The 22,546-nt window shown below is 55.8% G+C and carries 24 protein-coding genes, 2 pseudogenes and 1 other annotated feature; of the genes and pseudogenes, 12 read left to right on the top strand and 14 right to left on the bottom strand.

The features are described 5' to 3' along the window. Positions 1–9: 9 nt before the first annotated feature. Positions 10–927, bottom strand: a complete 918-nt coding sequence (locus tag JZI28_RS17630) for a hypothetical protein (protein WP_375698439.1) — start codon at positions 925–927, stop codon at positions 10–12. A 214-nt stretch (positions 928–1,141) separates the two neighbouring features. Between JZI28_RS17630 and JZI28_RS17625 the strand changes: the two genes are divergently transcribed. Together JZI28_RS17625 and JZI28_RS17620 are read left to right on the top strand one after the other, a co-directional pair. Further along, positions 1,142–1,441, top strand: coding sequence for a hypothetical protein (locus tag JZI28_RS17625; RefSeq protein WP_375698438.1), 300 nt, complete (start codon positions 1,142–1,144; stop codon positions 1,439–1,441). After that, positions 1,442–2,008: a hypothetical protein gene (locus tag JZI28_RS17620; protein ID WP_375698437.1), complete on the top strand. Its 567-nt coding sequence runs from the start codon at positions 1,442–1,444 to the stop codon at positions 2,006–2,008. It begins immediately after the preceding gene. Positions 2,009–2,486: 478 nt separating this feature from the next. On the opposite strand, the gene JZI28_RS17615 is transcribed toward JZI28_RS17620, so the two are convergent. The 3 genes and pseudogenes from JZI28_RS17615 to JZI28_RS17605 all read right to left on the bottom strand — a co-directional run. After that, on the bottom strand, positions 2,487–3,032 hold the full coding sequence (locus JZI28_RS17615) for a DUF6512 family protein (RefSeq protein ID WP_375698436.1): 546 nt from the start codon (positions 3,030–3,032) through the stop codon (positions 2,487–2,489). Between the two features lie 165 nt (positions 3,033–3,197). After that, entirely contained in the window at positions 3,198–4,004 is an 807-nt protein-coding gene (locus JZI28_RS17610; RefSeq protein ID WP_375698435.1) for a heparin lyase I family protein, read from the bottom strand. A 31-nt stretch (positions 4,005–4,035) separates the two neighbouring features. Then, a pseudogene (locus tag JZI28_RS17605) lies at positions 4,036–4,387 on the bottom strand (integrase core domain-containing protein); the annotation flags it as partial. A gap of 128 nt (positions 4,388–4,515) precedes the next feature. Between JZI28_RS17605 and JZI28_RS17600 the strand changes: the two are divergent. The 7 genes from JZI28_RS17600 to JZI28_RS17570 all read left to right on the top strand — a co-directional run bounded on the left by JZI28_RS17600 (position 4,516) and on the right by JZI28_RS17570 (position 11,465). Further along, entirely contained in the window at positions 4,516–5,709 is a 1,194-nt protein-coding gene (locus JZI28_RS17600; protein ID WP_375698434.1) for a tyrosine-type recombinase/integrase, read from the top strand. Positions 5,710–5,797: 88 nt separating this feature from the next. Continuing rightward, entirely contained in the window at positions 5,798–7,297 is a 1,500-nt protein-coding gene (gene istA, locus JZI28_RS17595) for an IS21 family transposase (protein ID WP_375700067.1), read from the top strand. Beyond that, a complete protein-coding gene (istB, locus tag JZI28_RS17590; RefSeq protein ID WP_274841184.1) occupies positions 7,294–8,052 on the top strand; it encodes an IS21-like element helper ATPase IstB in 759 nt (252 codons plus the stop codon). Before istA (JZI28_RS17595) ends, istB (JZI28_RS17590) begins: the two co-directional genes overlap by 4 nt. 218 nt (positions 8,053–8,270) lie before the next feature. Further along, complete coding sequence (locus JZI28_RS17585; protein ID WP_375698433.1) at positions 8,271–8,630, top strand: copper resistance protein CopC; 360 nt, start codon at positions 8,271–8,273, stop codon at positions 8,628–8,630. A 6-nt stretch (positions 8,631–8,636) separates the two neighbouring features. Continuing rightward, positions 8,637–9,587 carry a copper resistance D family protein gene (locus tag JZI28_RS17580; protein WP_375698432.1) on the top strand — a complete coding sequence of 317 codons (951 nt, stop codon included), beginning with the start codon at positions 8,637–8,639 and terminating at the stop codon, positions 9,585–9,587. Then, complete coding sequence (locus JZI28_RS17575; RefSeq protein ID WP_375698431.1) at positions 9,584–10,975, top strand: multicopper oxidase family protein; 1,392 nt, start codon at positions 9,584–9,586, stop codon at positions 10,973–10,975. The genes JZI28_RS17580 and JZI28_RS17575 overlap by 4 nt, the downstream gene beginning before the upstream one ends. A gap of 40 nt (positions 10,976–11,015) precedes the next feature. Continuing rightward, the gene (locus JZI28_RS17570; RefSeq protein WP_375698430.1) at positions 11,016–11,465 is read left to right on the top strand and encodes a DUF411 domain-containing protein; all 450 of its coding nucleotides are present in this window, start codon (positions 11,016–11,018) and stop codon (positions 11,463–11,465) included. A 455-nt stretch (positions 11,466–11,920) separates the two neighbouring features. Here JZI28_RS17570 and JZI28_RS17565 read toward each other — a convergent pair whose 3' ends face one another. From JZI28_RS17565 to JZI28_RS17555, 3 genes are all read right to left on the bottom strand, one after another. After that, positions 11,921–12,445: a GNAT family N-acetyltransferase gene (locus tag JZI28_RS17565; RefSeq protein ID WP_058315176.1), complete on the bottom strand. Its 525-nt coding sequence runs from the start codon at positions 12,443–12,445 to the stop codon at positions 11,921–11,923. Further along, positions 12,438–12,746: a DUF1778 domain-containing protein gene (locus JZI28_RS17560; protein WP_058315177.1), complete on the bottom strand. Its 309-nt coding sequence runs from the start codon at positions 12,744–12,746 to the stop codon at positions 12,438–12,440. Before JZI28_RS17560 ends, JZI28_RS17565 begins: the two co-directional genes overlap by 8 nt. A 227-nt stretch (positions 12,747–12,973) precedes the next feature. Continuing rightward, on the bottom strand, positions 12,974–13,795 hold the full coding sequence (locus JZI28_RS17555; RefSeq protein ID WP_058315178.1) for a helix-turn-helix domain-containing protein: 822 nt from the start codon (positions 13,793–13,795) through the stop codon (positions 12,974–12,976). A gap of 593 nt (positions 13,796–14,388) precedes the next feature. Next, positions 14,389–14,444 (top strand) — a sequence feature (sul1 is cis-regulatory element that is thought to sense ions involved in sulfur or methionine metabolism; They are found in Alphaproteobacteria). Positions 14,445–14,517: 73 nt separating this feature from the next. On the opposite strand from JZI28_RS17555, the pseudogene JZI28_RS17550 reads away from it, so the two are divergent. Continuing rightward, positions 14,518–14,856, top strand: a pseudogene (locus tag JZI28_RS17550) (SulP family inorganic anion transporter); the annotation flags it as partial. 168 nt (positions 14,857–15,024) lie between these two features. Here the strand turns inward: JZI28_RS17550 and istB (JZI28_RS17545) are convergent. From istB (JZI28_RS17545) to JZI28_RS17515, 7 genes are all read right to left on the bottom strand, one after another. Continuing rightward, positions 15,025–15,789 carry an IS21-like element helper ATPase IstB gene (gene istB, locus JZI28_RS17545; RefSeq protein WP_375698424.1) on the bottom strand — a complete coding sequence of 255 codons (765 nt, stop codon included), beginning with the start codon at positions 15,787–15,789 and terminating at the stop codon, positions 15,025–15,027. Continuing rightward, positions 15,786–17,231, bottom strand: coding sequence for an IS21 family transposase (gene istA / locus JZI28_RS17540; protein WP_066601477.1), 1,446 nt, complete (start codon positions 17,229–17,231; stop codon positions 15,786–15,788). Before istA (JZI28_RS17540) ends, istB (JZI28_RS17545) begins: the two co-directional genes overlap by 4 nt. Positions 17,232–17,498: 267 nt before the next feature. Continuing rightward, positions 17,499–17,663: a hypothetical protein gene (locus JZI28_RS17535; RefSeq protein ID WP_375698429.1), complete on the bottom strand. Its 165-nt coding sequence runs from the start codon at positions 17,661–17,663 to the stop codon at positions 17,499–17,501. Next, entirely contained in the window at positions 17,663–18,229 is a 567-nt protein-coding gene (locus tag JZI28_RS17530) for a tyrosine-type recombinase/integrase (protein WP_375698428.1), read from the bottom strand. The genes JZI28_RS17535 and JZI28_RS17530 overlap by 1 nt, the downstream gene beginning before the upstream one ends. 898 nt (positions 18,230–19,127) lie before the next feature. Beyond that, positions 19,128–19,445, bottom strand: coding sequence for a DUF3768 domain-containing protein (locus JZI28_RS17525; protein ID WP_375698427.1), 318 nt, complete (start codon positions 19,443–19,445; stop codon positions 19,128–19,130). Then, a complete protein-coding gene (locus JZI28_RS17520) occupies positions 19,435–19,869 on the bottom strand; it encodes a hypothetical protein (protein ID WP_375698426.1) in 435 nt (144 codons plus the stop codon). Before JZI28_RS17520 ends, JZI28_RS17525 begins: the two co-directional genes overlap by 11 nt. 34 nt (positions 19,870–19,903) lie before the next feature. After that, a complete protein-coding gene (locus JZI28_RS17515; protein ID WP_375698425.1) occupies positions 19,904–20,140 on the bottom strand; it encodes a hypothetical protein in 237 nt (78 codons plus the stop codon). Positions 20,141–20,227: 87 nt separating this feature from the next. Between JZI28_RS17515 and istA (JZI28_RS17510) the strand changes: the two genes are divergently transcribed. Together istA (JZI28_RS17510) and istB (JZI28_RS17505) are read left to right on the top strand one after the other, a co-directional pair. After that, a complete protein-coding gene (gene istA / locus JZI28_RS17510) occupies positions 20,228–21,673 on the top strand; it encodes an IS21 family transposase (protein ID WP_066601477.1) in 1,446 nt (481 codons plus the stop codon). Next, positions 21,670–22,434, top strand: a complete 765-nt coding sequence (gene istB / locus JZI28_RS17505) for an IS21-like element helper ATPase IstB (RefSeq protein ID WP_375698424.1) — start codon at positions 21,670–21,672, stop codon at positions 22,432–22,434. The genes istA (JZI28_RS17510) and istB (JZI28_RS17505) overlap by 4 nt, the downstream gene beginning before the upstream one ends. Positions 22,435–22,546: the final 112 nt, after the last annotated feature.

The raw sequence follows: 22,546 nt of genomic DNA, 5'->3' as shown, positions 1-22,546 counted from the left end.
AAGCCACTACTATAGCGCTTCGATCGTTAGCTCAGTTCCAAATGAGCTAAAACGCAAACGGTCAATGTTAACGCCAAGATCCAGCAAGATCATCATAATCCGCTCTTCAAGATCACCCAGATCCTTGTTGGTTGAAACAGAGTAGATACGCTGAGTGTTTGTTGATTTGATCAGTTCAATTTCACGAACCACATTCGCTTCCAGTGCGCGAACCGCGCGAAGCACATCTGAGTTTTGCATAAGATTGAATTCAACCGTGTAAACACTCTCAAGAACACCATCCCCCGCAGCACTCCCGCCTGAGGCCGAGCCAGTCATGTCCCCCGCATAGGCGCTATCCTCAATTACGATGTGCAACTTTTGCGACAGCACAGCCCCAAGCTCACGGGCAAGTTCCCTAGACACTTCTCCGGCCTTCTCTTCAACACACAAGCGGTTGCACATGCTGTCTTGTTTGGGCAGCGTGACCGTTTCGGGGGCGGACACTTCAAAAGAAGAAAGCGCACGGAGCGTTTTCAGATCGTAGATTTGCCCCCTAACACGAACCGTCAACTTACGTGTCATGGACATTTCTTGAATGTTTGGAAAAATCGCAAACACCACACCCAAGCGACTGCGTACGGTTGCATCGGTGGTTTCATTGGCGATGCTCAGCGTCTGGATCAATTCCTGCTTTGTGCGATCCTCATTGTACGAGAAACCAAGCTTGACCGCGATCATGTCTTCATCGATCACAGTGATATTTTCACGAATGAGGGATTGTTGGAGTTCGGCGACAACCCGTTTGTAGATTTCGCTGTTGCGGCTCACTGCACTGCGGTCGCTGTCTTCTCCCAGAACCACCACACGAATGGGGGCTTCATGTGCCAGGACGGCGAAAGGCGACAAAAGAGCTGTCGCAACACACACGGCTTTAAATAATTTCATTGCAACTCTCCTAAGTCCGCAAAGTAGACTAACTATCATCCACCCAGTGTCAACCCTCTGGATAATCTCTTTCGATATCAAGATCGCCCGAAAGGATATGATCAGCAAAGCTTTGCGGCACGTAGTCGCGGGGCTTTGCAACGGCTGCCCTCTTTGCAATCAATTGCATGATGGGCTACAAGAAGTCCTGTGTGGAAACTTAGGGTATGGAGAAATGGCGGATATTGGTACAGTTGCTCAACTGAAGAGGCTGCTCTTAGGGCTTGAGCGCGACTTGGGGATAGACGACCTGAGCGCCGTGCAGCAGAATATTCTGTACGCTGCGACTTTGCTGTCCAGTGGTCAAGGGCCTATTGAGACCGATAGCATTCGCAACCATGAACTCTTGAAGGCTGTGGCCAGAAGTACCTTTTTCAAGGCGATTAAAGAGTTGGTTGACGCAGGCTATCTTCGGCACGGCGACGGCGCTCAAAGATCTCGATACCTATTGACTGAGCGGGCCAAGGGTCTCTGAATGAACGGGGCGCGGCTTTGCTCCGATTTGCTGGCACCCTTTGGGCTTGTCTCAATCACCTACATGCTTGCATTCATTGTGACGATTTATTGGCTACTGCCAATGCAGGCGGTCTACACGCCTGATCTCGCGGCTTACGCCAGTCTTCTTTTCTTGCCGCACGGCGTTAGAGTGCTGGCTGCATGGCTGCTTGGCTGGAGGTCCGTGCTACTCATTGCACCCGTTAGTCTTGGTACCCATTGGCTCAACTTTGGTGCCGCTGGCTTTTCGCTGGCAGGCGTGGCTGGGGCGATGTCTGGGGTGGTTTGCGCAGCGCTGGCCTTCTGGCTCCTCGCAAAAATGGGCTTGGACTTCCGGCATTCGTCGGGCCGCGAAGTGAACTGGCGTGATGTCATCATAGCGGGCAGCATTGCGTCAGCGGTCAACACCGTTGGCATGGGGGTCGTGTTTGGACATAACTTTGCCACTATGTCGGGATACTTAATCGGGGATGTGTCGGGTTTGTTTGCGTGCCTGCTGATCTTGATGCTGGCCTTTAAGCTGTTGAGGAGCTTGGGTCGCCCGTGAAGACCAGCGTGGGCAGGGCAATGGATCCAAAACAGTGTGTTCTGAGGCTGTGTTTGGTTTACTGTGTTGACCACAGTGATTGCATCTGTGAAGGTGAATGTGGCTGTCACACAGTTTTTCGCACATAAGAAAATAATGTGCATTTATCATTTAAGATCAATGGGTTGTTTCAAACGCAAGTCTTGAAAATCCTCGTGTCGGTGGTTCGATTCCGCCCCCGGGCACCATTTAAACCAACAAAAACAATAACTTAGCCATCGCACATTTTTACGAAATGTGTTGCACACTCATCGCACAGTTTTGTTGCGTGTTTGAGCGGGTGGCGCTGGGTGATTTGCTGTGTTGAACACAGTGTTTGCGGTTACTGTGTTGAACAGAGTGTTTGAACACAGTTTTCGCAACACAGTGTTTGCCTAACCAGTCTTTACCACACTGTTTCGGGGCATGGCAGGAACTCGGCAACCAACATGACCGGCGGTTATTTAACAGGTATACCACTGAGGCCTGTGCGGGCTTCGATGAATAGCCAATGGTCAGGTGGGAAGAAAGTAAAGAGACTGTAGGCGGCCAGCTGAACCAGTAGAGCAGCTAATCCAACTACAAACAACGGCCTGAGCAGGCTGGTTCGGTTTACGAGCAACAAAAACAAAACCAACTGGCCGACGCAAATGGCGAGGACAAATGTACCGATGTCGAGCGCAAGCAGATTGCGTCCTAAGATTGCTGTATAAGAGGTGAAGATCGCAACAATCAGTGTTGCTGTTATTGCAAGGCTAAAGCCTTTTGCGCTCACCACTTCCCACCTACCAAGATGTGATGGAAGCGGCATGATGCAGGCCCATAACAATCCCGGCCAAAAGGCGAGCTTCAGGTGTTCCCAAATCGACTCGTTAACTGCTGCCAGTAACGCCAGAGGTTTCCATTCGCCGCACCATGAGCAGGCAAAATGCATCGCTGACCCAAGTAGGATCATGCAGATGGCCCCGATAAATTCGAGCCAGAAGATGCGTTTTGCTTCGAGCAAATTGCTCAACCTCCAACGAGCGAGCTCGTCATACGCAACACATTGTTTGCCCAAAGTTACTGCAACACAGTTAAACCGACCGACAAAGCCCAGGCCGTGACCGCTTCGGAAGCCTAGAGGTGAGTATATTTTACCAAACAAGAAGTTTTCGAGAATTTCGCCTCTTTATTTCAGAACCTTAACCGTGAAATCATCGAATAAGACGGTAGAAGTTTTCGATCCTTTTCCGCCAGGCCGATACACACCGAATTTGAAATGCGGCTTAGCGCATCCAGCGTAACCGATTGGAGCGTCTTCGACTAAGGGACTACCGTTGACCAAAACAGACAATCGTCCCGGTCTGCTCCTTGTATCGAAGTCAATTGAAAATTGGAGAGTCTTTCCCAAGACAGAACTGACATGTATTGGTTTCCGGTCAACATTCCGATGAGAACCTCTGGACGACCCCGCAATGCCATTGCCTGACACATTCTGTAAAGCACGAACTTCCAGCCAGCCGCGATTAAACATCAGCATGAGTGGGGGGTATGCGTGACAATTACCATTCCAGCCATGAATTTGAAAAAAGGTTTCGCGCTCTCCCGTGAATCCTTCCAAGAAAATAGTCTCAAACTGAATTCTGTGGTTTCTACCTGTCGAGAGATAATCCGATTGCTTTAGCTCAGCCCGCTCCCAATACGGAGCTCTGTGTCTTGCTTTAGCATCAGTGAAGCACAATCCCACATCGCGCTCCCTGAGGGTCATCCGTATCTTTTTATCACTGCCAACGCGCACCCAGGCGGCCGAGCGATTTTCACCGCGTACGACGGGCAACCCGCAGTTATCATACGCAGTCTTGTTCCAGTCACTGTCTTGATAAGTCCTGCCCTTTGCCAACACGTTTTGCGGTATAATCATCAAAGACCAAAAGGCAAAAAGCACAACAAGAAGTCGATAGTACAGCTTTCTTGGTGCGCGAAAACACGTTTTCATTTTTCAATCCTCATCTAACTGTAAGCATTGATTAGCCGCCGCATCCCAGAAGGTAGTGTGGCCGTTTCTTGAACAACTCGGGTTTGAGTTTGTACCAGTCCTTCATCGCTTGCAAGGGCGACCTGCTGCGCAAGGCTGATTGCAGGAGTTGCTGGTTATAGAGCCAGACATAGCGGTGCAGCGTGGCCTCCAACTCCTCGCCGGATCGGAAGTGGTGGCTTTGAAGCACTTCCTCAATCCGACCGTTGAACCGTTCGACCATGCCGTTGGTTTGAGGCGATTTCGGTTAGGGTCAGGCGGTTCTCGATGTCCAGGTCGGCACAGAGCTTGTCGAACTCGTGCTAGCTCGTCGCAGCACGCTTGCTCAGGCCGAAGAGGCGATCCCCCGAGGTTAAGTCAAATTTTCGCCTTCCCCAAGTGTTCAAACGAGCCTCTGTCATAGACCGCCGTTTTCCGGCTGACATTTCTAACACGTGAACTTACTGTGCGACGAGTAACAAGAAAGCATGGTATGGTCGCACTCAACCCAAATACGCACGTGCTGTTGGACGGCGAGGTCAAGGTCTACAAGCGCGGCAACAGCAAGCGCTGGCAGGCCACGTTCAAGATCGACCAGCACTGGGTGAGGATCAGCACCGGCAAGACGGATTTGGAAGAAGCCAAGACCGTCGCCCGCGACCACTATCTCAACTACAAATTCCGCGCCAAGCACGACTTGCCTGTTGTGACCAAGCGCTTTGAGGACGTGGCCAAGCTGGCGATTGCTGACATGCAGCGACAGTTGGATGCAGGTGCAGGGCGCAAGGTGTTCAAAGACTACATCAAGGCGCTGAACAAGTACTTCATCCCGTTCTTCGGAAAGACCTTCATCACCAACATCGACCACGACAAAATCCTGGCTTTCAATGCTTGGCGGGTGGAGCAGATTGGGCGTGAGCCAAAGGCATCGACACTGAACACGCACAACTCAGCTATGAACAAGGTTTACGCTGAAGCAGTTGCTCGTGGCTTCATCACGCAAGGCAAGGTGCCCATCCTCGCCAACAAGGGCGAAGGGGCCAAACGTCGTCCCGCCTTCAGCCTTGAGGATTATCGCACCATGGTGCGCAAGCTTCCGCATTGGATTGAGCAGGGCAAAGGCGGCAAATCAAGGGACATGCGACGCCTTCTTCGTGATTATGTGCTCATCGTCGCCAATACCGGCATGCGCCCTGGTACCGAAGCGGAAAACCTCAAATGGAAGCACGTTACCGTCTTCAAAGAAAAAGGGCTGGAATATGTTGAGTTCTATCTCCACGGCAAAACCAGCCCACGCGAAGCCATCGGGCGCGATGGCACTATCAAGTATCTCAAACGCATCCATTCCAGAACAGACGCGATAAAAAATATCCCATTCTACGACGTGCTCAAACGCAAACTGGATTTGCCCGTATTCTGTTTGCCGGACGGCACCACAACCAACAATCTTCGCCAGACATTCAAGGCTTTCCTTAAAGATTCCAATCTACTTGTCTGCCCCAAGACAGGTGATAATCGCGTCCTTTACAGTTTGCGCCATACTTATGCCACCTTCGCGCTCACGAATGATGGAATGGACGCCCACTCACTTGCAAAGCAAATGGGCACATCTGTCCCAATGATCGAGCGGTTTTACAGCCATCTCACGCCAAGAATGAAGAAGGTGTATAGGGCGGTTGCAAATTAGGCCACGGTAGCGCCGGTATTTTGCCGGGGCGGGCGGCGCAAAAGTCGTCCACTTTTGCTCTCACTGTCTTTGCAGGGAGGGCCGGAGGATTTTCACCGTGGAAGTATATTTAGCCGTGCGCCGCGCGCATTTCGATGAGGGGCGCAGCAAACGTTCGATCGCCCGTGATTTTGGCCTTGCCCGTGGAACGGTCGACAAGATGTGCGCGTATTCGTCTCCCCCTGGTTACCGCCGGAGCCAGAAAGTTCGGCGCCCGAAGTTGGAAGCCTTCACCGATACAATTGACCAATGGCTTCTGGAGGATCAGAACCGTCCGAAGAAGCAACGCCATACGGCGAAGCGGATCTTTGAACGGCTCCGTGAGGAAGAAGGCTTTACCGGCGGTTATACGACCGTGAAGGACTATGTTCGGGGGCATCGTCAAAAAGCGCGGGAGATGTTCATTCCACTCGCCCATCCTCCGGGTCACGGGCAGGCCGATTTCGGTGAGGCCGTTGTCATCCTGGGGGGCGTGGAACAGAAGATCCACTTTTTTGCCTTTGACCTGCCCTACAGCGATGCATGCTATGTGCGGGCCTATCATGCGGCGACAACAGAAGCCTGGATGGACGGGCATGTTCACGCCTTTGAGTTCTTCGGGCGCGTGCCGCTCTCGGTGGTCTATGACAATGACAGCTGCCTTGTTGCGAAGATCGAAGCCGGAGGGCGGCGTCGGCGGACGCAGATGTTCACGGAGATGTTGTCACACTACCTTTTTGATGATCGCTACGGCCGCCCGGGCAAGGGGAACGATAAAGGCAATGTCGAAGGTCTGGTGGGCTGGTCCCGGCGCAACCTGATGGTGCCGCTGCCGGAATTCCCTGATCTGGACAGCTTCAATGTCTGGCTCGAAGAACAATGTCTGACACGGCAGTCGGCTGTCTTGCATGGGCACCGGGAGACGATCGGGGAACGGCTGAAGCGGGATCTGGCTGCCATGTCGCCACTCCCTGCAATGCCTTACCAAGCCTGCCACAAGGCAACGGGCCGGGTCAGCTCCCAATCTCTGGTGCGCTACAAATCCAATGATTACTCGGTTCCCAGCACCTATGGCTTACGGGAGGTGACGATCCGTGCGTTTGTGGATGTGGTCGAAATCGGCTGTGGTGGTGGGGTCATCGCCCGTCACGCCCGCTGCTACGAGCGCGAACAAATGATCTTCGACCCTGTGCATTACTTTGCCCTTCTGGAGACGAAGCCCGGGGCCTTGGACCAAGCCGCCCCTTTGGTCGATTGGGAGATGCCCGACGAGCTGCAAACCCTGCGTCGCCTAATGGAAGCGAGACATGCCCGCCAAGGGCGCCGAGAGTTCATTCAGGTGCTTCGGCTCCTGGAAAGCTTTGATCTGCCGACTTTGTGCGCGGCGGTGCGGGTGGCGTTGCAAAAGCGGGCGATCGCCTTTGATGCGATCAAGCATCTGGTCCTGTGCCAAGTGGAGCGCCGCCCCGCTCGGCTCGATCTGTCCCTCTACCCCTATCTTCCCCGGACTGCGGTTCAGACGACAAAAGCCGCGAGTTACATGGCGCTCCTGTCGGAGGGAGCCGCATGACGGAAGTCCCGGACCTTCTGCTGGCCCATCACCTCAAGAAGCTCAAACTGCCCACCGTATTGCGCGAATACGAGAAGCAGGCGCGACAGTGCGCCGCCGAGGGGAAGGATCACATCCAGTTCCTCCACAGATTGATCGAATTGGAACTCATCGATCGGGAGCGGCGTATGGTGGAGCGACGGGTCAAGGCGGCGAAGTTCCCGGCGCCCAAAAGTCTGGACAGTTTCGACTTCCAGGCAATCCCCGCCCTGAACAAAGCCAGGGTGTTGGACCTCGCCCGTTGCGGATGGATCGAGCGGCGCGAGAACGTGATCGCTCTGGGGCCAAGTGGCACGGGCAAAACGCATGTCGCTCTTGGCCTTGGACTGGCCGCTTGTCAGAAAGGGATACCGGTTCGCTTCACCACCGCGGCGGCTCTTGTCCATGAGCTGATTGAGGCCAGTGACGAGAAACGGCTCCTGCGCCTGCAAAAGCAGATGCTGGCACCCAAGCTGCTGATCATTGATGAATTAGGCTTCGTGCCATTGAGCAAAACCGGCGCAGAACTCCTCTTCGAACTGATCTCGCAGAGATACGAACGCGCCTCGACATTGATCACCAGCAACCTCCCCTTCGAGGAATGGACTGAAACGCTCGGATCAGAACGTCTCACCGGCGCACTTCTTGATCGGCTCACCCATCATGTCTCCATTCTCGAGATGAACGGTGAAAGCTACCGCCTCGCACAGAGCCGAAAAACAACCCAGAACAACTGATCAGGAATTGCCCCTCACGGGGCAATGCGCCCGGGAACCCGCTTGCTATGTGAGGAGCCGCAGGTCCCCGGGCGCCTCTAAAATCAAACAAACGGCTCAATCCAAACTGGCCTACTTTTACGCCGCCCTAATGGACCAATTTTGCGCCGCCCTTGACAAGCTGGCGGGAAAAACCGTTTCCTGCCAGCACTGTTTTGAGCACTCTCAAGGAGCAAATGATGAAACCGACCATAATGACTGCGGCTATCCTTGCTACTGCGCTGATACTCGGCGCACAAAGCGCTGATGCGCACTCCAAGAAAGAAGAAACCCAGCCAGCGGATGGTGCCGTTCTGGACATGTCTCCTTCGGCGGTCGCCATGCGGTTTGATATGCCGATGCGCGTCACGCTGATCTCTCTCACGGATCAGGATGGAACAGCACATGATTTGACACGCACTGACAACATGCAGCCCGTCAGTGAATTCAGCGCCACACCGCCCGTGCTGCCGACAGGGCAGTACACCGTCGAATGGCGGGGGCTGGCGGCCGATGGTCACCCGATGCAAGGGGCATTCAGCTTTGAAATTTCCAACTGAGCCCCGATGCTGAATGCTCTCGCTTCTGCCGATGTGGTGACCTGGCTGTCGATTATCGTGAAGGCGCTTGTCTACGCGACTGCATTTCTTGCGATGGGCAGCGTCTTGAACCTTCTGACCCTCAGCAGCCTTCCTGCGTTCGAGGTCCGAAAGCTCAGGCAAATGTCAGTCGTCTGGGCCATCGGCGCAGCCGTTTTTTCGGTCTTCCGACTCCCGCTGAGGGCAAGTTTCCTAATGGGTGGAACATGGCAAGGCGCAACCGAACCGATGATGCTGACGATGGTCTGGGACAGCCCGCTGGGCTCCAGCATCGTCTTGCGACTTATCGGGCTGGCCCTCATCTGCATGATCCTGCTGCCCGCGCGCTTCGGGCGCCCGGTTGCGGCCCTCGGGGTCATCGTCGTGGCCGCTTCCTTCGTGTTGCGCGGGCATGCACTGGAGGAACCCCGTCTATTGCTTGCAACTCTGATCACGCTTCATGTCCTTGGTCTCGCGTTCTGGATCGGGGCCTTTGCGCCGCTCTATCGCCTTTCCGGAGCGAACTCGGCGCGTGTCGCCGGGCAGGTCAGCCATGATTTTGGTCGATTGGCCATTTGGATCGTCGGCGGGTTGAGCTTGGCAGGCGGACTGATCTTGTGGCTGCTGACGGGCAATGTGCTGAACGCGCTCTTCACGCCCTACGGGCAGTTATTTGCGATCAAGCTTGGGTTTTTCCTTGCGATTATGGCTTTTGCCGCATGGAACAAGCTGCGCTTGACGCCCGCATTGCTTCGTCAGGAGCCGGGTGCCGGTTCGCGTCTGCGCAGAAGCATTCGAATGGAAGCCGCACTTGTTGCTCTGATCCTTTTGACGACCGCAACTCTGACCACTGTCAGTGCACCCGAGTCTGCAAATCAAACCACCCGTGCCGCTGGCAAGGGTCAAATCACGAAAATGATCAAGGGAGGTTTCCTATGAAATCTATCACACGCCGGAGCTTTGGACGTGGACTGTTTGCAGCCCTTGCGGCGAGCGCCTTACGCCCTGCAGCTCTGCATGCGCAAACGCACCCAGCCCTGATCGCGCGTGAAGGCACACTTCAACTCGCGCCCGCAAACTATCCTCAAACTCAAGTCTGGGGCTATAACGGAGCGGTTCCAGGCCCTACGATCAGGCTGCCACAGGGCAGCCGCATGACGCGCCGGTTTGAAAATGAACTCCCGCAGCCGAGCACAATTCACTGGCATGGGATCCGCATCGACAACGCGATGGATGGCGTCCCCGGTCTGACACAGGACGTCGTCCAACCCGGAGAGTCATTCCTTTATGACTTCGTGGTGCCCGATGCCGGAACCTATTGGTATCACCCGCACAATCGGTCCTATGAACAGATGGCGCGGGGGCTTTCGGGCGCACTTGTCGTCGAAGAGGCAGACGGCGGCCCAGAAGTCGACAGCGATGAGGTGCTTTTGATCGACGACTGGCGTTTGGCAGAAGATGCCCAGATCGCCGGCGGTTTTGGCAACATGCACGACTGGGCACATGCCGGTCGGGTTGGGAACTGGATCACCGTCAATGGGAACGGAGACTGGCGCACGTCGGTGCAACGGCATAGCCGTCACCGCCTGCGCCTCGTGAACACCGCCAATGCGCGGATTTTCTCGCTTGAGGCGCAAGGTCTGGCCGGTTGGATCGTTGCCCTCGACGGCATGCCGCTCGATGCGCCCCAACCGTTGGGTCGCCTGACACTGGCACCTGCGCAACGGGCGGACATCATCGTCGACGTGACAGCAGGCGTAGGCGAAGAAGCTCTCCTTGTCAGCTTCGAGCGTGACGGCGGCTATGCCATCGCATCCTTTGATGTTTCGGGCGTGGCGCGATCCGAACGTCTTGGCGCGCCCTTACCACTCGCGCCCAATCCAGTGCCACAACTTGGCCGGTTGGAGACTGCCAGAACGGCAGAGCTATTGATGGAAGGCGGGGCCATGGGGCGGATGAGCGGTGCGATGATGGGCGGACAGAGGATGGGCATGCGCGAGATGTCTGGTGCCGGCAAGGTCTGGGCCTTCAACGGCATGGCCGACATGCCTGATGCGCCTTTGGTTGCGGCGGATCGGGGCGAAACCGTTCAGATCGACATAATCAACGATACCGTTTGGCCCCACGCGATGCATCTGCATGGCCACCACTTCCGCCAGATTGCCTCGGATGGGACGGCAGGTCCTTTGCGTGACACGCTTCTTATGGACCGAGGCGAGACCGCGCAGATTGCATTTGTTGCCGACAATCCCGGAGATTGGCTTTTGCATTGTCACATGCTGGAGCATTCTGCAGGCGGAATGATGACATGGCTGCGCGTAGTTTGAACGGCGTAGCGAAAAGATCAAACACAATAGGAGAAACCCGATGAACCGTAGAAACTTCCTTCTGACGAGCGCAGGTGCTGTGTTCGCCGCCGGTCCGGTCTTTGCCGCAACACCACGCATACAGGTGCTCAAATCGCCAACTTGCGGATGCTGTTCAGCGTGGATCGCCCATGTTGAGGCCGCAGGTCTGAGCGTGGATGCACAGGACGTCACGCAAGACGCGCTGTGGGCAGCAAAAGACAAGGCAGGGATAACGCCCGAGCTTAGCTCATGTCACACTGGTTTCATTGACGGATATGTCATCGAGGGCCATGTCCCGGCGGCTGACCTCCAACGCCTGTTGGCTGAGCGCCCTAACGCCCTTGGTCTGACCGTCCCCGGAATGCCGATTGGCTCGCCCGGCATGGAGATGGGGGACCAACGCGATGCTTTTGATACGTTACTTGTATTGCGTGATGGGGAAATACTTGTGTTTGAGCGCCATGTGTAGTGTCAATCCTAGCCGCCTTCCGCGCGCAAAGGTAGACGGTATCCTCAAAAAGGCAGTTTCTTTGTGAGACTGTCTGTATCATGGAGGATTGGGTCGAAATCTTAGCGACTGGATCAAGGTCGTAGCCACTTTAGGTGTGCAATCCAAGGTGAAGGTCCGCAAAGCGCACGAAAGCAGCCTCTTGAGCAAAGGCATCGAAAGTCTGTTTTGTCCCGCAAAGCAGTCATCTATCCTGGGTGCCAGAATGACTGATTTCTCCGCATGCGCACCCTTCAAGGAAATCGCAGACATGTTGCGGATTACCGCAGGGAGAATTTCTGATCCTCCCTAAAAACCTTCTGACCACTCCAACATTTTCAGTTAGCTATCAGGGTACGTCCTCGGCTTTAAGCTGATTGGGTGGAAAAACCCGAAATTGAGCTCGGATTATGATTTCCGATCGACGTTGTATTCATTCAAATGGAGTTCTCAAGCACTGTTTTAATCGGCAAAAACAGCCGCTTCGGGTCATCCGATGGATTCAATGGGCGAAATCCCAGCTTTGTATAAAACGCCATGCGTTGCTCAAAGCGTTCGTCTACAAACACATCCAGTATCACTGCCGCCGCGCCGATGGTTTCGGAAACCTCCAGCGCCTTTGCCAAAGCATCGGCCATCAGAGCCCCACCTAAACCCTTACCCTGAACGGTCATGTCTGTTGCCAGCGCCGCCAGGTAAACCGCTGGTATCGGGTGACGCTCGCGGCGTCTGGAAAGGGCCGGTGACGCCTCTGCCTCCACCGAATGGGCTGACAGGCCGTAAAAGCCAACTACGCGCCCCTCCGCGTCCACAGCGCACCAGACCCGCAAGCGGTTGGCCTTGATCTGATCGGTGATGCTTTCCTTGAACCAGCGGTCCATCCCTGTCACGCCACAAGAAAAAGCCCCGCGATCATGCGAGGCCTTGTCGAAACGCTCAACTAGGAATTTTGGTTTAGTCATCTGCGATCAGCTCACGTCGTTTAGCAAACAGATCGGTCAGTGCAGCATTCGGCTGGGCGGGTTGGTCGATGGCGTCCGCAAAAGCATCGAACGCTTTAGTGGGCAAGGCGCTCCTATGTTGCGCGGCTTCGATGTCCTGCGCGGCGCGATAAGCGACCGATGTGATAAAGGTGCTGGCGTCCATCCCAACAGCCAGTGAGGCGCGCTCAATCGCATCCAGAACGGATGGCTTGAGGCGCAAATCCTTGCGATGCGACTTCGGCTCACGCAGGGCCGATGTGGTGTCCTGAACCTGAATCATGGTGATCTCCTTACTGCGCTAAGCTAATGAACAATGTACGTACAAGTCAAGATCAATGCGTGCGGTGATTTAAGGAGGGCTTTACAGCGACCAGAGGTGGAGGTTTTTGCGTATTTTGCGGCGGAAATCTATGTGAAGTAATCACCCCTATTTCTTGCCATCTTCCTTCACCGCTTTTTCCCTTATTTTTATGGCTTTGCAAGATGAGGCAGAATTGCCCCCTATCTTCATCCATTTTTCGCTCTGGTAGTGCCCATTGAAATCGGTACAAACGCCGATCCTGAGACCGGATCAGGTGCAGCATTTTCCCTTCGGTCATGCGCAGAACGAACCATCTTTTCCAAAGCAACTTTCTGCGCTTCCCATTTGGCACTCCCCAACGGCGCGGGTGTTCGGGCGGGCAACCAAAATCCCAAGTGCTGGCCATGACGGACGGATGGCAAAAGGCGTTCCAGAGGCGGCATGCCCACTCTGGCGAGCCGGTCATCCCAATCTCGAACGAAACAGATACCCCTTGGAACGAATATCAGCTGGTGTCGATCGTGGGGAACGCCGGATTGCCCTTCATCAGGCAAATCCGTCGCGCCCCCGCGCCCATGTTCTTTTCTAAGTTCTTGTTTTCTATTCGGGGGGCGATCCTGTCCCCCTTTGCTGGACAAACCTGTCCGGCTTTGTGGACAAGAATGCCCCCCTTTGGCGCGGGATAACGGGACAATTTTGTCCCCCTCCCGGCGGCGGATTGTTGCGCGTTTCAAGGCAGTTTCTGTCGGGCGGTAGCGAGATGATTTCCCTTTGTTCGTACCGCGCTCGATGGTCATGTAGCCAGCCGCTTCAACCTTGTTTAGCGCTCGTTTTACCGATTTCGCATGTTTGCCGATGGCCGCACCAATGGTTTCAAAGGAAGGATGACTTTCGCCTGTTTCATGATCTGCATGGGCCAAAGCCAGGTAGAGAGCTACACGCAGCGCGTTGTCATCAAGGTCATGATCCGTGACCATTTCCAGCAGATATTGGAGTTTGATTTTGCAGAAAGGTAATGTCTCAGACATTGCTCCCTCCTGGAAGTTTTTCAGCACCTGTCAGACCACGGATAAGGTTTGACAATATTGGAATAAGTGCCTGATCTTTCGTTATGGGTTTGACACGAAGTTCGCAGTTAAGTGGTTGAATTCCTGTCAAAAACTTTGGCTTGAAAATCCTCGTGTCGGTGGTTCGATTCCGCCCCTGGGCACCACTTTTACCAATAATATCAATAGCTTAGCCGAGCGCAATGCGCGCTAAAGTTGTGTAATTCAAAAACACACCTTAAACACACTTTTTGCCGTGTTGCTGACTATTTTGACTGCGGATTCGCTGTGTTGGACACAGTGTAGGCTGATGCTGTGTTGCGGACACTGTGTTGGCAGAGTTTTGGGCAAACATGGTGAGGAACACAAGAAACGTCATTGCTGGTTTTCCGCCCAGAGCAGACATTCACGCTAGGCGCGGCGAATGGCGGCTTCGAGCCCATATTGCTACCTTTCTGCTTTGCAGCGAATGTCGGCTTCCTTGGCCAAGTCAAAGAAATCCCGGCGATCTATACAAGCTGGACGTCGCACCGGTTGATCTTTCGCAAGGCTTCTGCGTAAAAGGCATCCAAGCGCAAGGACCCGGTGAGAGCCCGGGTGGCTCTTCTGGCCGCTGATCCGCCAGATAATTTTTTGGTGAACCCTGATTATCATTGCCGAACCGTCCTGCGCTGGATGTCTCGATGCAGGGTCGTGGAATTTTAATGACACTTACTGACTACCGCCAACAATGGTTTGGCAACATCCGTGGCGATGTGCTTGCGGGCATCGTCGTCGCACTGGCGCTGATCCCCGAGGCGATCGCCTTTTCCATCATCGCAGGCGTCGATCCCAAGGTTGGGCTATATGCCTCGTTCTCGATTGCCGTGCTGATCGCTTTCGTCGGCGGCCGACCCGGGATGATCTCCGCCGCCACAGCCGCCACGGCCGTGCTGATGATTACCCTCGTCCGGGACCACGGGCTGGAATACCTGCTGGCGGCGACGGTGCTGGCAGGATTGATCCAGATCGGAGCTGGCTTTCTGAAGCTTGGGCGCTTCATGTGTCAACGGCGGAGTAAAATCAGACCATTGGGCGGCGCAAAAGTAGGCCACTTTGGTGTTGTGCGTGACGGGTGCGCAGAGCGCAGGCGGCCAGTCAACCGCGCTCCCCAAATAGCTGGCGGTTGACTGGCCGTCTTGGCCCGTGAGGGCCAAGCCATGGATTTTCGATCAGGGGGTTTTGGTGGCTTTTCGCGCTTGGCTCTGAGCCAGGCGATAGCTCTCGCCATTCATCTCGAGGATGTTGACGTGGTGGGTCAACCGGTCGAGAAGCGCGCCGGTGAGGCGCTCGGTGCCGAAGGTTTCCGTCCATTCATCGAAGGGCAAGTTGCTGGTGATCAGCGTGGCCCCACGCTCGTAGCGTTGCGAGATCAATTCAAAGAGCAACTCGGCCCCGGTTTTGGAGAGAGGGACAAAGCCCAATTCGTCGATGATCAGCAGTTTTACGTTGGCCATCTGTTTTTGAACCCGAAGCAGGCGGCGCTCGTCACGCGCTTCCATCAGTTCGTTGACCAAGGCTGCGGCGGTGGTGAAGCTGACCGTCATCCCTTTCTGGCAAGCGGCAAGCCCCAGGCCGAGGGCGACATGGGTTTTGCCCGTGCCGCTTGGGCCAAGGGCGATCACGTTCTCACGCCGCTCGATCCAGTCGCAGCGCGCCAGCTCCAGCACTTGCATCTTGTTCAGTTTGGGGATCGCCTTGAAGTCGAAGCTGTCGAGGCTTTTGGTGGCCGGGAACTTGGCCGCCTTGATGCGGCGCTCGACCATCCGTCGCTCGCGATCGATCAGCTCCAGTTCGACCAAGCGCGTCAGGAACTGGACGTGGTCCAAGCCCTCGGCAGCGCATTGGCGCGCAACTTTCTGATACTCGCGCAGGAACGTCGGAAGCTTCAGCGTCTTGAGATGATGTTCCAGCAGGATCTCGGGGACATGGGTCATTCCGCAGCCTCCGACATCAGGGACATGTAGCTGGCCGCTGATGTCGTCTCGACCTGCGCCCGTGGCAGGTAGGGGTACACGTCGAGATCGAGCCGTGGTGGACGCTTCTCGACCTGGCACAGCACCAGATGCTTCACGGCATCAAAGCCGACCGCGCCCATCTTCAGGGCCTGCTTTACGGCGACGTGCAGGTCATCCATGCCGAAGCTTTCCAGCAAGCGCAGGACCTGCACATATTCGCGACGACCGATCTTTAGCATGCGCGCTTCCATCAAACGGCGCAGCGTGTCGAACTCTTCGGGCAAGTCCCATTCCGCGAGGGGCGCGGCCTGATCCAAAGCATTGATCTTGCGTTCGATGAGCGGGAGGTAGTGGATCGGATCGAACACCATGTCCTCGCGCGCGTAGCATCGCGGATGGCGCGCGATCACGTCTCCACGGCAGCCAATCACCACCTGATCGACATAGGCCCGCACCCAGACATCCTGATGGCCGTAGGCCACGGGGACCGAGTAATCGTTGGTGTCGTAGCGGACCAAAGATTGGGAGTTCACCCGACCGTTGGCTTGTGCGCAGGCCTCAAAGGGAGCGGCTGGCAAGGGGCGCATCTCGGCCTGATCCCGTTGCAAGCGCACGCCGATCGTCTCCGTATGTCCCCGCAAGATGTCGCCCTGACGGGCGCGGCACTGCTCTTCGAGATAAGCGTTGAAGCTCTCCCAGTCCGGGAAGTGGGGGATCGGCACCATGTGGTTACGGCGAGCATAGCCCACCATTCCCTCAACATTCCCCTTATCATTCCCTTTGCCGGGCCGTCCGTAGCGATCTCGGAACAGGTAGTGTGACAGCAACCCGCTGAACAGCTTGGCGCGTACCCGGGTACCATCCGGCTGGATCTTCGAGACTAGGCAGCGGTCATTGTCATAAAGCACCGACTGCGGCACCCTGCCAAAGAAGGCAAAGGCATGCACATGTCCGTCCATCCAGGCCTCCGCCGTGGCCGCCGGGTAGGCCCGCACGAAGTAGGCATCGCTGTGCGGCAAATCCAGGACGAAGAAGTGGGCCTTTTGCTCAACGCCTCCGATCACAACGACCGCTTCGCCAAAATCGGCCTGCCCATGGCCCGGCGGATGTGCCAGAGGCACGAACATCTCACGGCTGCGCCGTTCACGCTGCCGAACGTAGTCTTTGATGATCGTATAGCCGCCAGTGAACTCGTGCTCCGCCTTGAGCCGCTCGTGGATCCGCTTCGCCGTGTGGCGCTGCTTGCGGGGCACATTCTTGTCCCCTTCAAGCCAGCCGTCGATGATCTCCGTAAATCCATCAAGCTTCGGACGCTTGATCTCCTTCGTGCGCCGGTATCCAGGCGGCGTTGAGAACGCCAACATCTTGCGAACGCTGTCGCGCGATATGTTGAAATGACGCGCCAGCTCCCGCTGGCTCATACCCTCGCTGCGCGCCAGCCTGACCTTCCTGTAAAGTTCCACGGTGTAAATCTCCTCGCCCTCCCTGCGGCCGCAAGAAGGGAAAAAGTGGACGACTTTTACGCCGCCCGCACCGCCAATATGGCGGCGCTACCGTGGTCTAATTTTGCACCGCCGTTCTCACCTGACGGCTCGCATGAAGAAGACGATGCTCACGGGCAAACGATACGACTTGTCGCCAGAAGCCTATGCCGCGCAGCTGGCCAGCAATTCCGGTGCGTGAACGGGTTAACCGAACAGCCAGACGGCCAAGATTGCCAACACCAGCACCTGAACGCCATAATACAGTGTCATGGTCCAAAGCTGTGTCTTGAAGCCGATGATCTGATTGCAGGTGCCACATCTGGGCGCGAAGAAGGGCTTTTGCGCATGGCAGTCAGGACATAGCGCCATTACAGCAACTCCACAGCTTGGCTGAGCTGGTCAGAATTGACGTCGATGTAGCGTTGAGTGGTTGAGATGTGACGGTGCCCCGCGAGAGCTGCCAACAATCGCACGCCCACGCCCCTGTTGGCCAATCGGGTGATGTAGGTGCGTCTTCCCGAATGACTTGAAGCATCCTTGAGGCCACATGCCTTGTAGATTTCCAAGAACAGCTGGCACATGGTGTTGGGACTAAAGTGCCCGCCCTTCTGACTGGGCAACAAAGGCGCATTGGGTTGGGTTACATCCACCAGTAGCGCATATTCAGCAAGGGCACGGCGCAAGCGCTGGTTCAAATAAACGGTTCTGCGATGACCACCCTTGCTCTGAGCCGCTGACAAGATGAACTCGCCACGCACCGCCCCCGATGGCTCAAACACATCACCGATTTTGAGACCTGCGATCTCCTTGGCACGCAATCCTGCATAAAAGCTGACCATGACGATTGTGCGGTCACGAAGGGCGTGACGTCTGGTGGCTGTGTAGTGTAGAACACGGCGCAGTTGCGCTTCATTGAGTGTGATGGCTTGGCGCATTGTTTTCCCCTAAAACATAACCTTATCAGTTGCTTGACTGTATAATATTAGGTCTGGGGACGTCGATCAGAAGCAGGCCAGCAATTCCATCAAGGCCATCAATGGGTTCGGCAAAGACCTAAGGTAATGCTGGTTACATTAGGTTTTGGCCCGCTGCATATCCTGCTGGTCAGGCCACATTTGACGCCGTTATTTGCGCAAGTTGATAAATAACGATGAAGGCAGAAAAGGCTCCACTTAGGCACCACAAACGAGACCAAGGCTGGCACGCCGAATGATATAGTGCTGCGAACCCGTTCTGATGTGTGACGGTAAGCAAACGGGCTGCTCGTTGCCCGCTTCAAGTGACTACCCCATCCTCGTTGGTGGGATGCCTAAAGTTGCAAGGGAATAAATGTTTATCCAGCCAGCAGCTTCACTTGTCGGAATGGTGTTTGGTGACGAAGGTATATAGGCCGCAGAGCGGAGAAATATATGCTTACGGAAGTGAGGCGGATGACAGAGTTGGAAACAATGCCCGCCGTTTTGTAGGGGTGCCTGACCGTATGGGTCCTACAGATGCGTATGATACGCCAGTAATTGAGATGATAGCAAAACCTGCTCACCCCTGCGAAGGGTTTGGTGGTACGGGATGATAAGCGATATGCAAAGTGCATGAGCGATTTTAGATCAGAGCCTTGAAGGGCTCTGGTCTGATCGCTCCTTGCAAGGCCCTAATTGTACAAGAAAAGTTCAGTCTTTTATTCGAGTTAGCGGAAGTTCTGAAGGATTGAAGGACGAAGCGAATGCGAGCTCCGGCAATCCAAGGGACACATAGATGCGCAGCAGATATGTCGGATGATCAAAAATATCAGTGTTACCATCAAGGGTATGTCTGCCTGAATGAATATCGGATTGGTCAATATTCCTCGCCAAGCATGATGGTGAGCACGCGGCAGGTGACATCTGGATCGCTGGGATCTGGCGAATGCATCTGCAAGTCCAGGTCGTAATAGTCGATCTTCCAGAAGATGGTGGCTCCTGCGTGCACCAATGACCCAAAGTCGTGCTCGCCATAGGGATCATTGTCAGGGGTAAAGGCATCAAACCAGCGCACCCGATCCAGCAGGTCATGTAAACCGTCCAGTGCTTGGATGCTGGGGGTGAGCACAACGCGGCAGCCTGTAAAGGTCTGCCGCGCTTGATCGTTCAAATCTCGAATGCGATTATCCGTCATGGCGCTTGCCCGACTTGATGGTCAGTGCCAATGCCTGATCCAGATCACCAGCAAGGGTGGCGTCGCGCAAAGCGTCCAATATCTCAGCCACTTGGGTCAGGTTCTTGGCAAAGACAGCGTTGTGTTTGCCGTCAATCAGCAGCACCCGCAGTCCATAACGGCATTGCACATACCAGCCATCGTCTTGCACAAAAAACCAAGGACGGATGGTGCGCGGACGAATTACCTGCACCGTTTCACCAGCGTCATTGGTGACACTGCGCTTTTGATCAATGGTGTAGGTTTCGCCTTTGATGGCAGCGGCCAGCACCAGCTTTTGCTGATCAATGGCCGCCACGATCTTTGTACGACGTGCCGCCACAGGATCGGGCTGCTGGATATGTCGTGTCACGGATTTGAAGGTAAACTTGCTGATATGTGTCATGCGCTTGCTCCTTGTGCTGCATTCACAAGTCAGCCTAGCGCCAGAAAAAATGATGGCCGACCAGAAGGTTAGCCATCAATGCCTTTTGTTTGGCGGTTCGTGGTTTCAAGCACGAGAGTGTGGAAAGCCCAGTCAGGGCTTTCCAGTCTTCATTCAGATCGACGTGCCGTTGATTGACGTATTTGGCGAGCTGGGCTGAGAACGGCGGTGCAAAATTAGACCACGGTAGCGCCGCCATATTGGCGGTGCGGGCGGCGTAAAAGTCGTCCACTTTTTCCCTTCTTGCGGCCGCAGGGAGGGCGAGGAGATTTACACCGTGGAACTTTACAGGAAGGTCAGGCTGGCGCGCAGCGAGGGTATGAGCCAGCGGGAGCTGGCGCGTCATTTCAACATATCGCGCGACAGCGTTCGCAAGATGTTGGCGTTCTCAACGCCGCCTGGATACCGGCGCACGAAGGAGATCAAGCGTCCGAAGCTTGATGGATTTACGGAGATCATCGACGGCTGGCTTGAAGGGGACAAGAATGTGCCCCGCAAGCAGCGCCACACGGCGAAGCGGATCCACGAGCGGCTCAAGGCGGAGCACGAGTTCACTGGCGGCTATACGATCATCAAAGACTACGTTCGGCAGCGTGAACGGCGCAGCCGTGAGATGTTCGTGCCTCTGGCACATCCGCCGGGCCATGGGCAGGCCGATTTTGGCGAAGCGGTCGTTGTGATCGGAGGCGTTGAGCAAAAGGCCCACTTCTTCGTCCTGGATTTGCCGCACAGCGATGCCTACTTCGTGCGGGCCTACCCGGCGGCCACGGCGGAGGCCTGGATGGACGGACATGTGCATGCCTTCGCCTTCTTTGGCAGGGTGCCGCAGTCGGTGCTTTATGACAATGACCGCTGCCTAGTCTCGAAGATCCAGCCGGATGGTACCCGGGTACGCGCCAAGCTGTTCAGCGGGTTGCTGTCACACTACCTGTTCCGAGATCGCTACGGACGGCCCGGCAAAGGGAATGATAAGGGGAATGTTGAGGGAATGGTGGGCTATGCTCGCCGTAACCACATGGTGCCGATCCCCCACTTCCCGGACTGGGAGAGCTTCAACGCTTATCTCGAAGAGCAGTGCCGCGCCCGTCAGGGCGACATCTTGCGGGGACATACGGAGACGATCGGCGTGCGCTTGCAACGGGATCAGGCCGAGATGCGCCCCTTGCCAGCCGCTCCCTTTGAGGCCTGCGCACAAGCCAACGGTCGGGTGAACTCCCAATCTTTGGTCCGCTACGACACCAACGATTACTCGGTCCCCGTGGCCTACGGCCATCAGGATGTCTGGGTGCGGGCCTATGTCGATCAGGTGGTGATTGGCTGCCGTGGAGACGTGATCGCGCGCCATCCGCGATGCTACGCGCGCGAGGACATGGTGTTCGATCCGATCCACTACCTCCCGCTCATCGAACGCAAGATCAATGCTTTGGATCAGGCCGCGCCCCTCGCGGAATGGGACTTGCCCGAAGAGTTCGACACGCTGCGCCGTTTGATGGAAGCGCGCATGCTAAAGATCGGTCGTCGCGAATATGTGCAGGTCCTGCGCTTGCTGGAAAGCTTCGGCATGGATGACCTGCACGTCGCCGTAAAGCAGGCCCTGAAGATGGGCGCGGTCGGCTTTGATGCCGTGAAGCATCTGGTGCTGTGCCAGGTCGAGAAGCGTCCACCACGGCTCGATCTCGACGTGTACCCCTACCTGCCACGGGCGCAGGTCGAGACGACATCAGCGGCCAGCTACATGTCCCTGATGTCGGAGGCTGCGGAATGACCCATGTCCCCGAGATCCTGCTGGAACATCATCTCAAGACGCTGAAGCTTCCGACGTTCCTGCGCGAGTATCAGAAAGTTGCGCGCCAATGCGCTGCCGAGGGCTTGGACCACGTCCAGTTCCTGACGCGCTTGGTCGAACTGGAGCTGATCGATCGCGAGCGACGGATGGTCGAGCGCCGCATCAAGGCGGCCAAGTTCCCGGCCACCAAAAGCCTCGACAGCTTCGACTTCAAGGCGATCCCCAAACTGAACAAGATGCAAGTGCTGGAGCTGGCGCGCTGCGACTGGATCGAGCGGCGTGAGAACGTGATCGCCCTTGGCCCAAGCGGCACGGGCAAAACCCATGTCGCCCTCGGCCTGGGGCTTGCCGCTTGCCAGAAAGGGATGACGGTCAGCTTCACCACCGCCGCAGCCTTGGTCAACGAACTGATGGAAGCGCGTGACGAGCGCCGCCTGCTTCGGGTTCAAAAACAGATGGCCAACGTAAAACTGCTGATCATCGACGAATTGGGCTTTGTCCCTCTCTCCAAAACCGGGGCCGAGTTGCTCTTTGAATTGATCTCGCAACGCTACGAGCGTGGGGCCACGCTGATCACCAGCAACTTGCCCTTCGATGAATGGACGGAAACCTTCGGCACCGAGCGCCTCACCGGCGCGCTTCTCGACCGGTTGACCCACCACGTCAACATCCTCGAGATGAATGGCGAGAGCTATCGCCTGGCTCAGAGCCAAGCGCGAAAAGCCACCAAAACCCCCTGATCGAAAATCCATGGCTTGGCCCTCACGGGCCAAGACGGCCAGTCAACCGCCAGCTATTTGGGGAGCGCGGTTGACTGGCCGCCTGCGCTCTGCGCACCCGTCACGCACAACA

Source organism: Pseudophaeobacter sp. TrK17 (assembly GCF_042192375.1).
GTDB lineage: Bacteria > Pseudomonadota > Alphaproteobacteria > Rhodobacterales > Rhodobacteraceae > Pseudophaeobacter.
This window is presented reverse-complemented; position numbering and strand designations above follow the sequence as displayed.

Bases quoted from the DNA above. Each gene is read 5' to 3' on its own strand.
- JZI28_RS17630 (WP_375698439.1), bottom strand. From the start codon at position 927: ATGAAATTATTTAAAGCCGTGTGTGTTGCGACAGCTCTTTTGTCGCCT.
- JZI28_RS17625 (WP_375698438.1), top strand. From the start codon at position 1,142: ATGGCGGATATTGGTACAGTTGCTCAACTGAAGAGGCTGCTCTTAGGG.
- JZI28_RS17620 (WP_375698437.1), top strand. From the start codon at position 1,442: ATGAACGGGGCGCGGCTTTGCTCCGATTTGCTGGCACCCTTTGGGCTT.
- JZI28_RS17610 (WP_375698435.1), bottom strand. From the start codon at position 4,004: ATGAAAACGTGTTTTCGCGCACCAAGAAAGCTGTACTATCGACTTCTT.
- JZI28_RS17600 (WP_375698434.1), top strand. From the start codon at position 4,516: ATGGTCGCACTCAACCCAAATACGCACGTGCTGTTGGACGGCGAGGTC.
- istB (WP_274841184.1), top strand. From the start codon at position 7,294: ATGACGGAAGTCCCGGACCTTCTGCTGGCCCATCACCTCAAGAAGCTC.
- JZI28_RS17585 (WP_375698433.1), top strand. From the start codon at position 8,271: ATGAAACCGACCATAATGACTGCGGCTATCCTTGCTACTGCGCTGATA.
- JZI28_RS17580 (WP_375698432.1), top strand. From the start codon at position 8,637: ATGCTGAATGCTCTCGCTTCTGCCGATGTGGTGACCTGGCTGTCGATT.
- JZI28_RS17575 (WP_375698431.1), top strand. From the start codon at position 9,584: ATGAAATCTATCACACGCCGGAGCTTTGGACGTGGACTGTTTGCAGCC.
- JZI28_RS17570 (WP_375698430.1), top strand. From the start codon at position 11,016: ATGAACCGTAGAAACTTCCTTCTGACGAGCGCAGGTGCTGTGTTCGCC.
- JZI28_RS17565 (WP_058315176.1), bottom strand. From the start codon at position 12,445: ATGACTAAACCAAAATTCCTAGTTGAGCGTTTCGACAAGGCCTCGCAT.
- JZI28_RS17560 (WP_058315177.1), bottom strand. From the start codon at position 12,746: ATGATTCAGGTTCAGGACACCACATCGGCCCTGCGTGAGCCGAAGTCG.
- JZI28_RS17555 (WP_058315178.1), bottom strand. From the start codon at position 13,795: ATGTCTGAGACATTACCTTTCTGCAAAATCAAACTCCAATATCTGCTG.
- istB (WP_375698424.1), bottom strand. From the start codon at position 15,789: ATGACCCATGTCCCCGAGATCCTGCTGGAACATCATCTCAAGACGCTG.
- istA (WP_066601477.1), bottom strand. From the start codon at position 17,231: ATGAGCCAGCGGGAGCTGGCGCGTCATTTCAACATATCGCGCGACAGC.
- JZI28_RS17535 (WP_375698429.1), bottom strand. From the start codon at position 17,663: ATGGCGCTATGTCCTGACTGCCATGCGCAAAAGCCCTTCTTCGCGCCC.
- JZI28_RS17530 (WP_375698428.1), bottom strand. From the start codon at position 18,229: ATGCGCCAAGCCATCACACTCAATGAAGCGCAACTGCGCCGTGTTCTA.
- JZI28_RS17525 (WP_375698427.1), bottom strand. From the start codon at position 19,445: ATGACGGATAATCGCATTCGAGATTTGAACGATCAAGCGCGGCAGACC.
- JZI28_RS17520 (WP_375698426.1), bottom strand. From the start codon at position 19,869: ATGACACATATCAGCAAGTTTACCTTCAAATCCGTGACACGACATATC.
- istA (WP_066601477.1), top strand. From the start codon at position 20,228: ATGAGCCAGCGGGAGCTGGCGCGTCATTTCAACATATCGCGCGACAGC.
- istB (WP_375698424.1), top strand. From the start codon at position 21,670: ATGACCCATGTCCCCGAGATCCTGCTGGAACATCATCTCAAGACGCTG.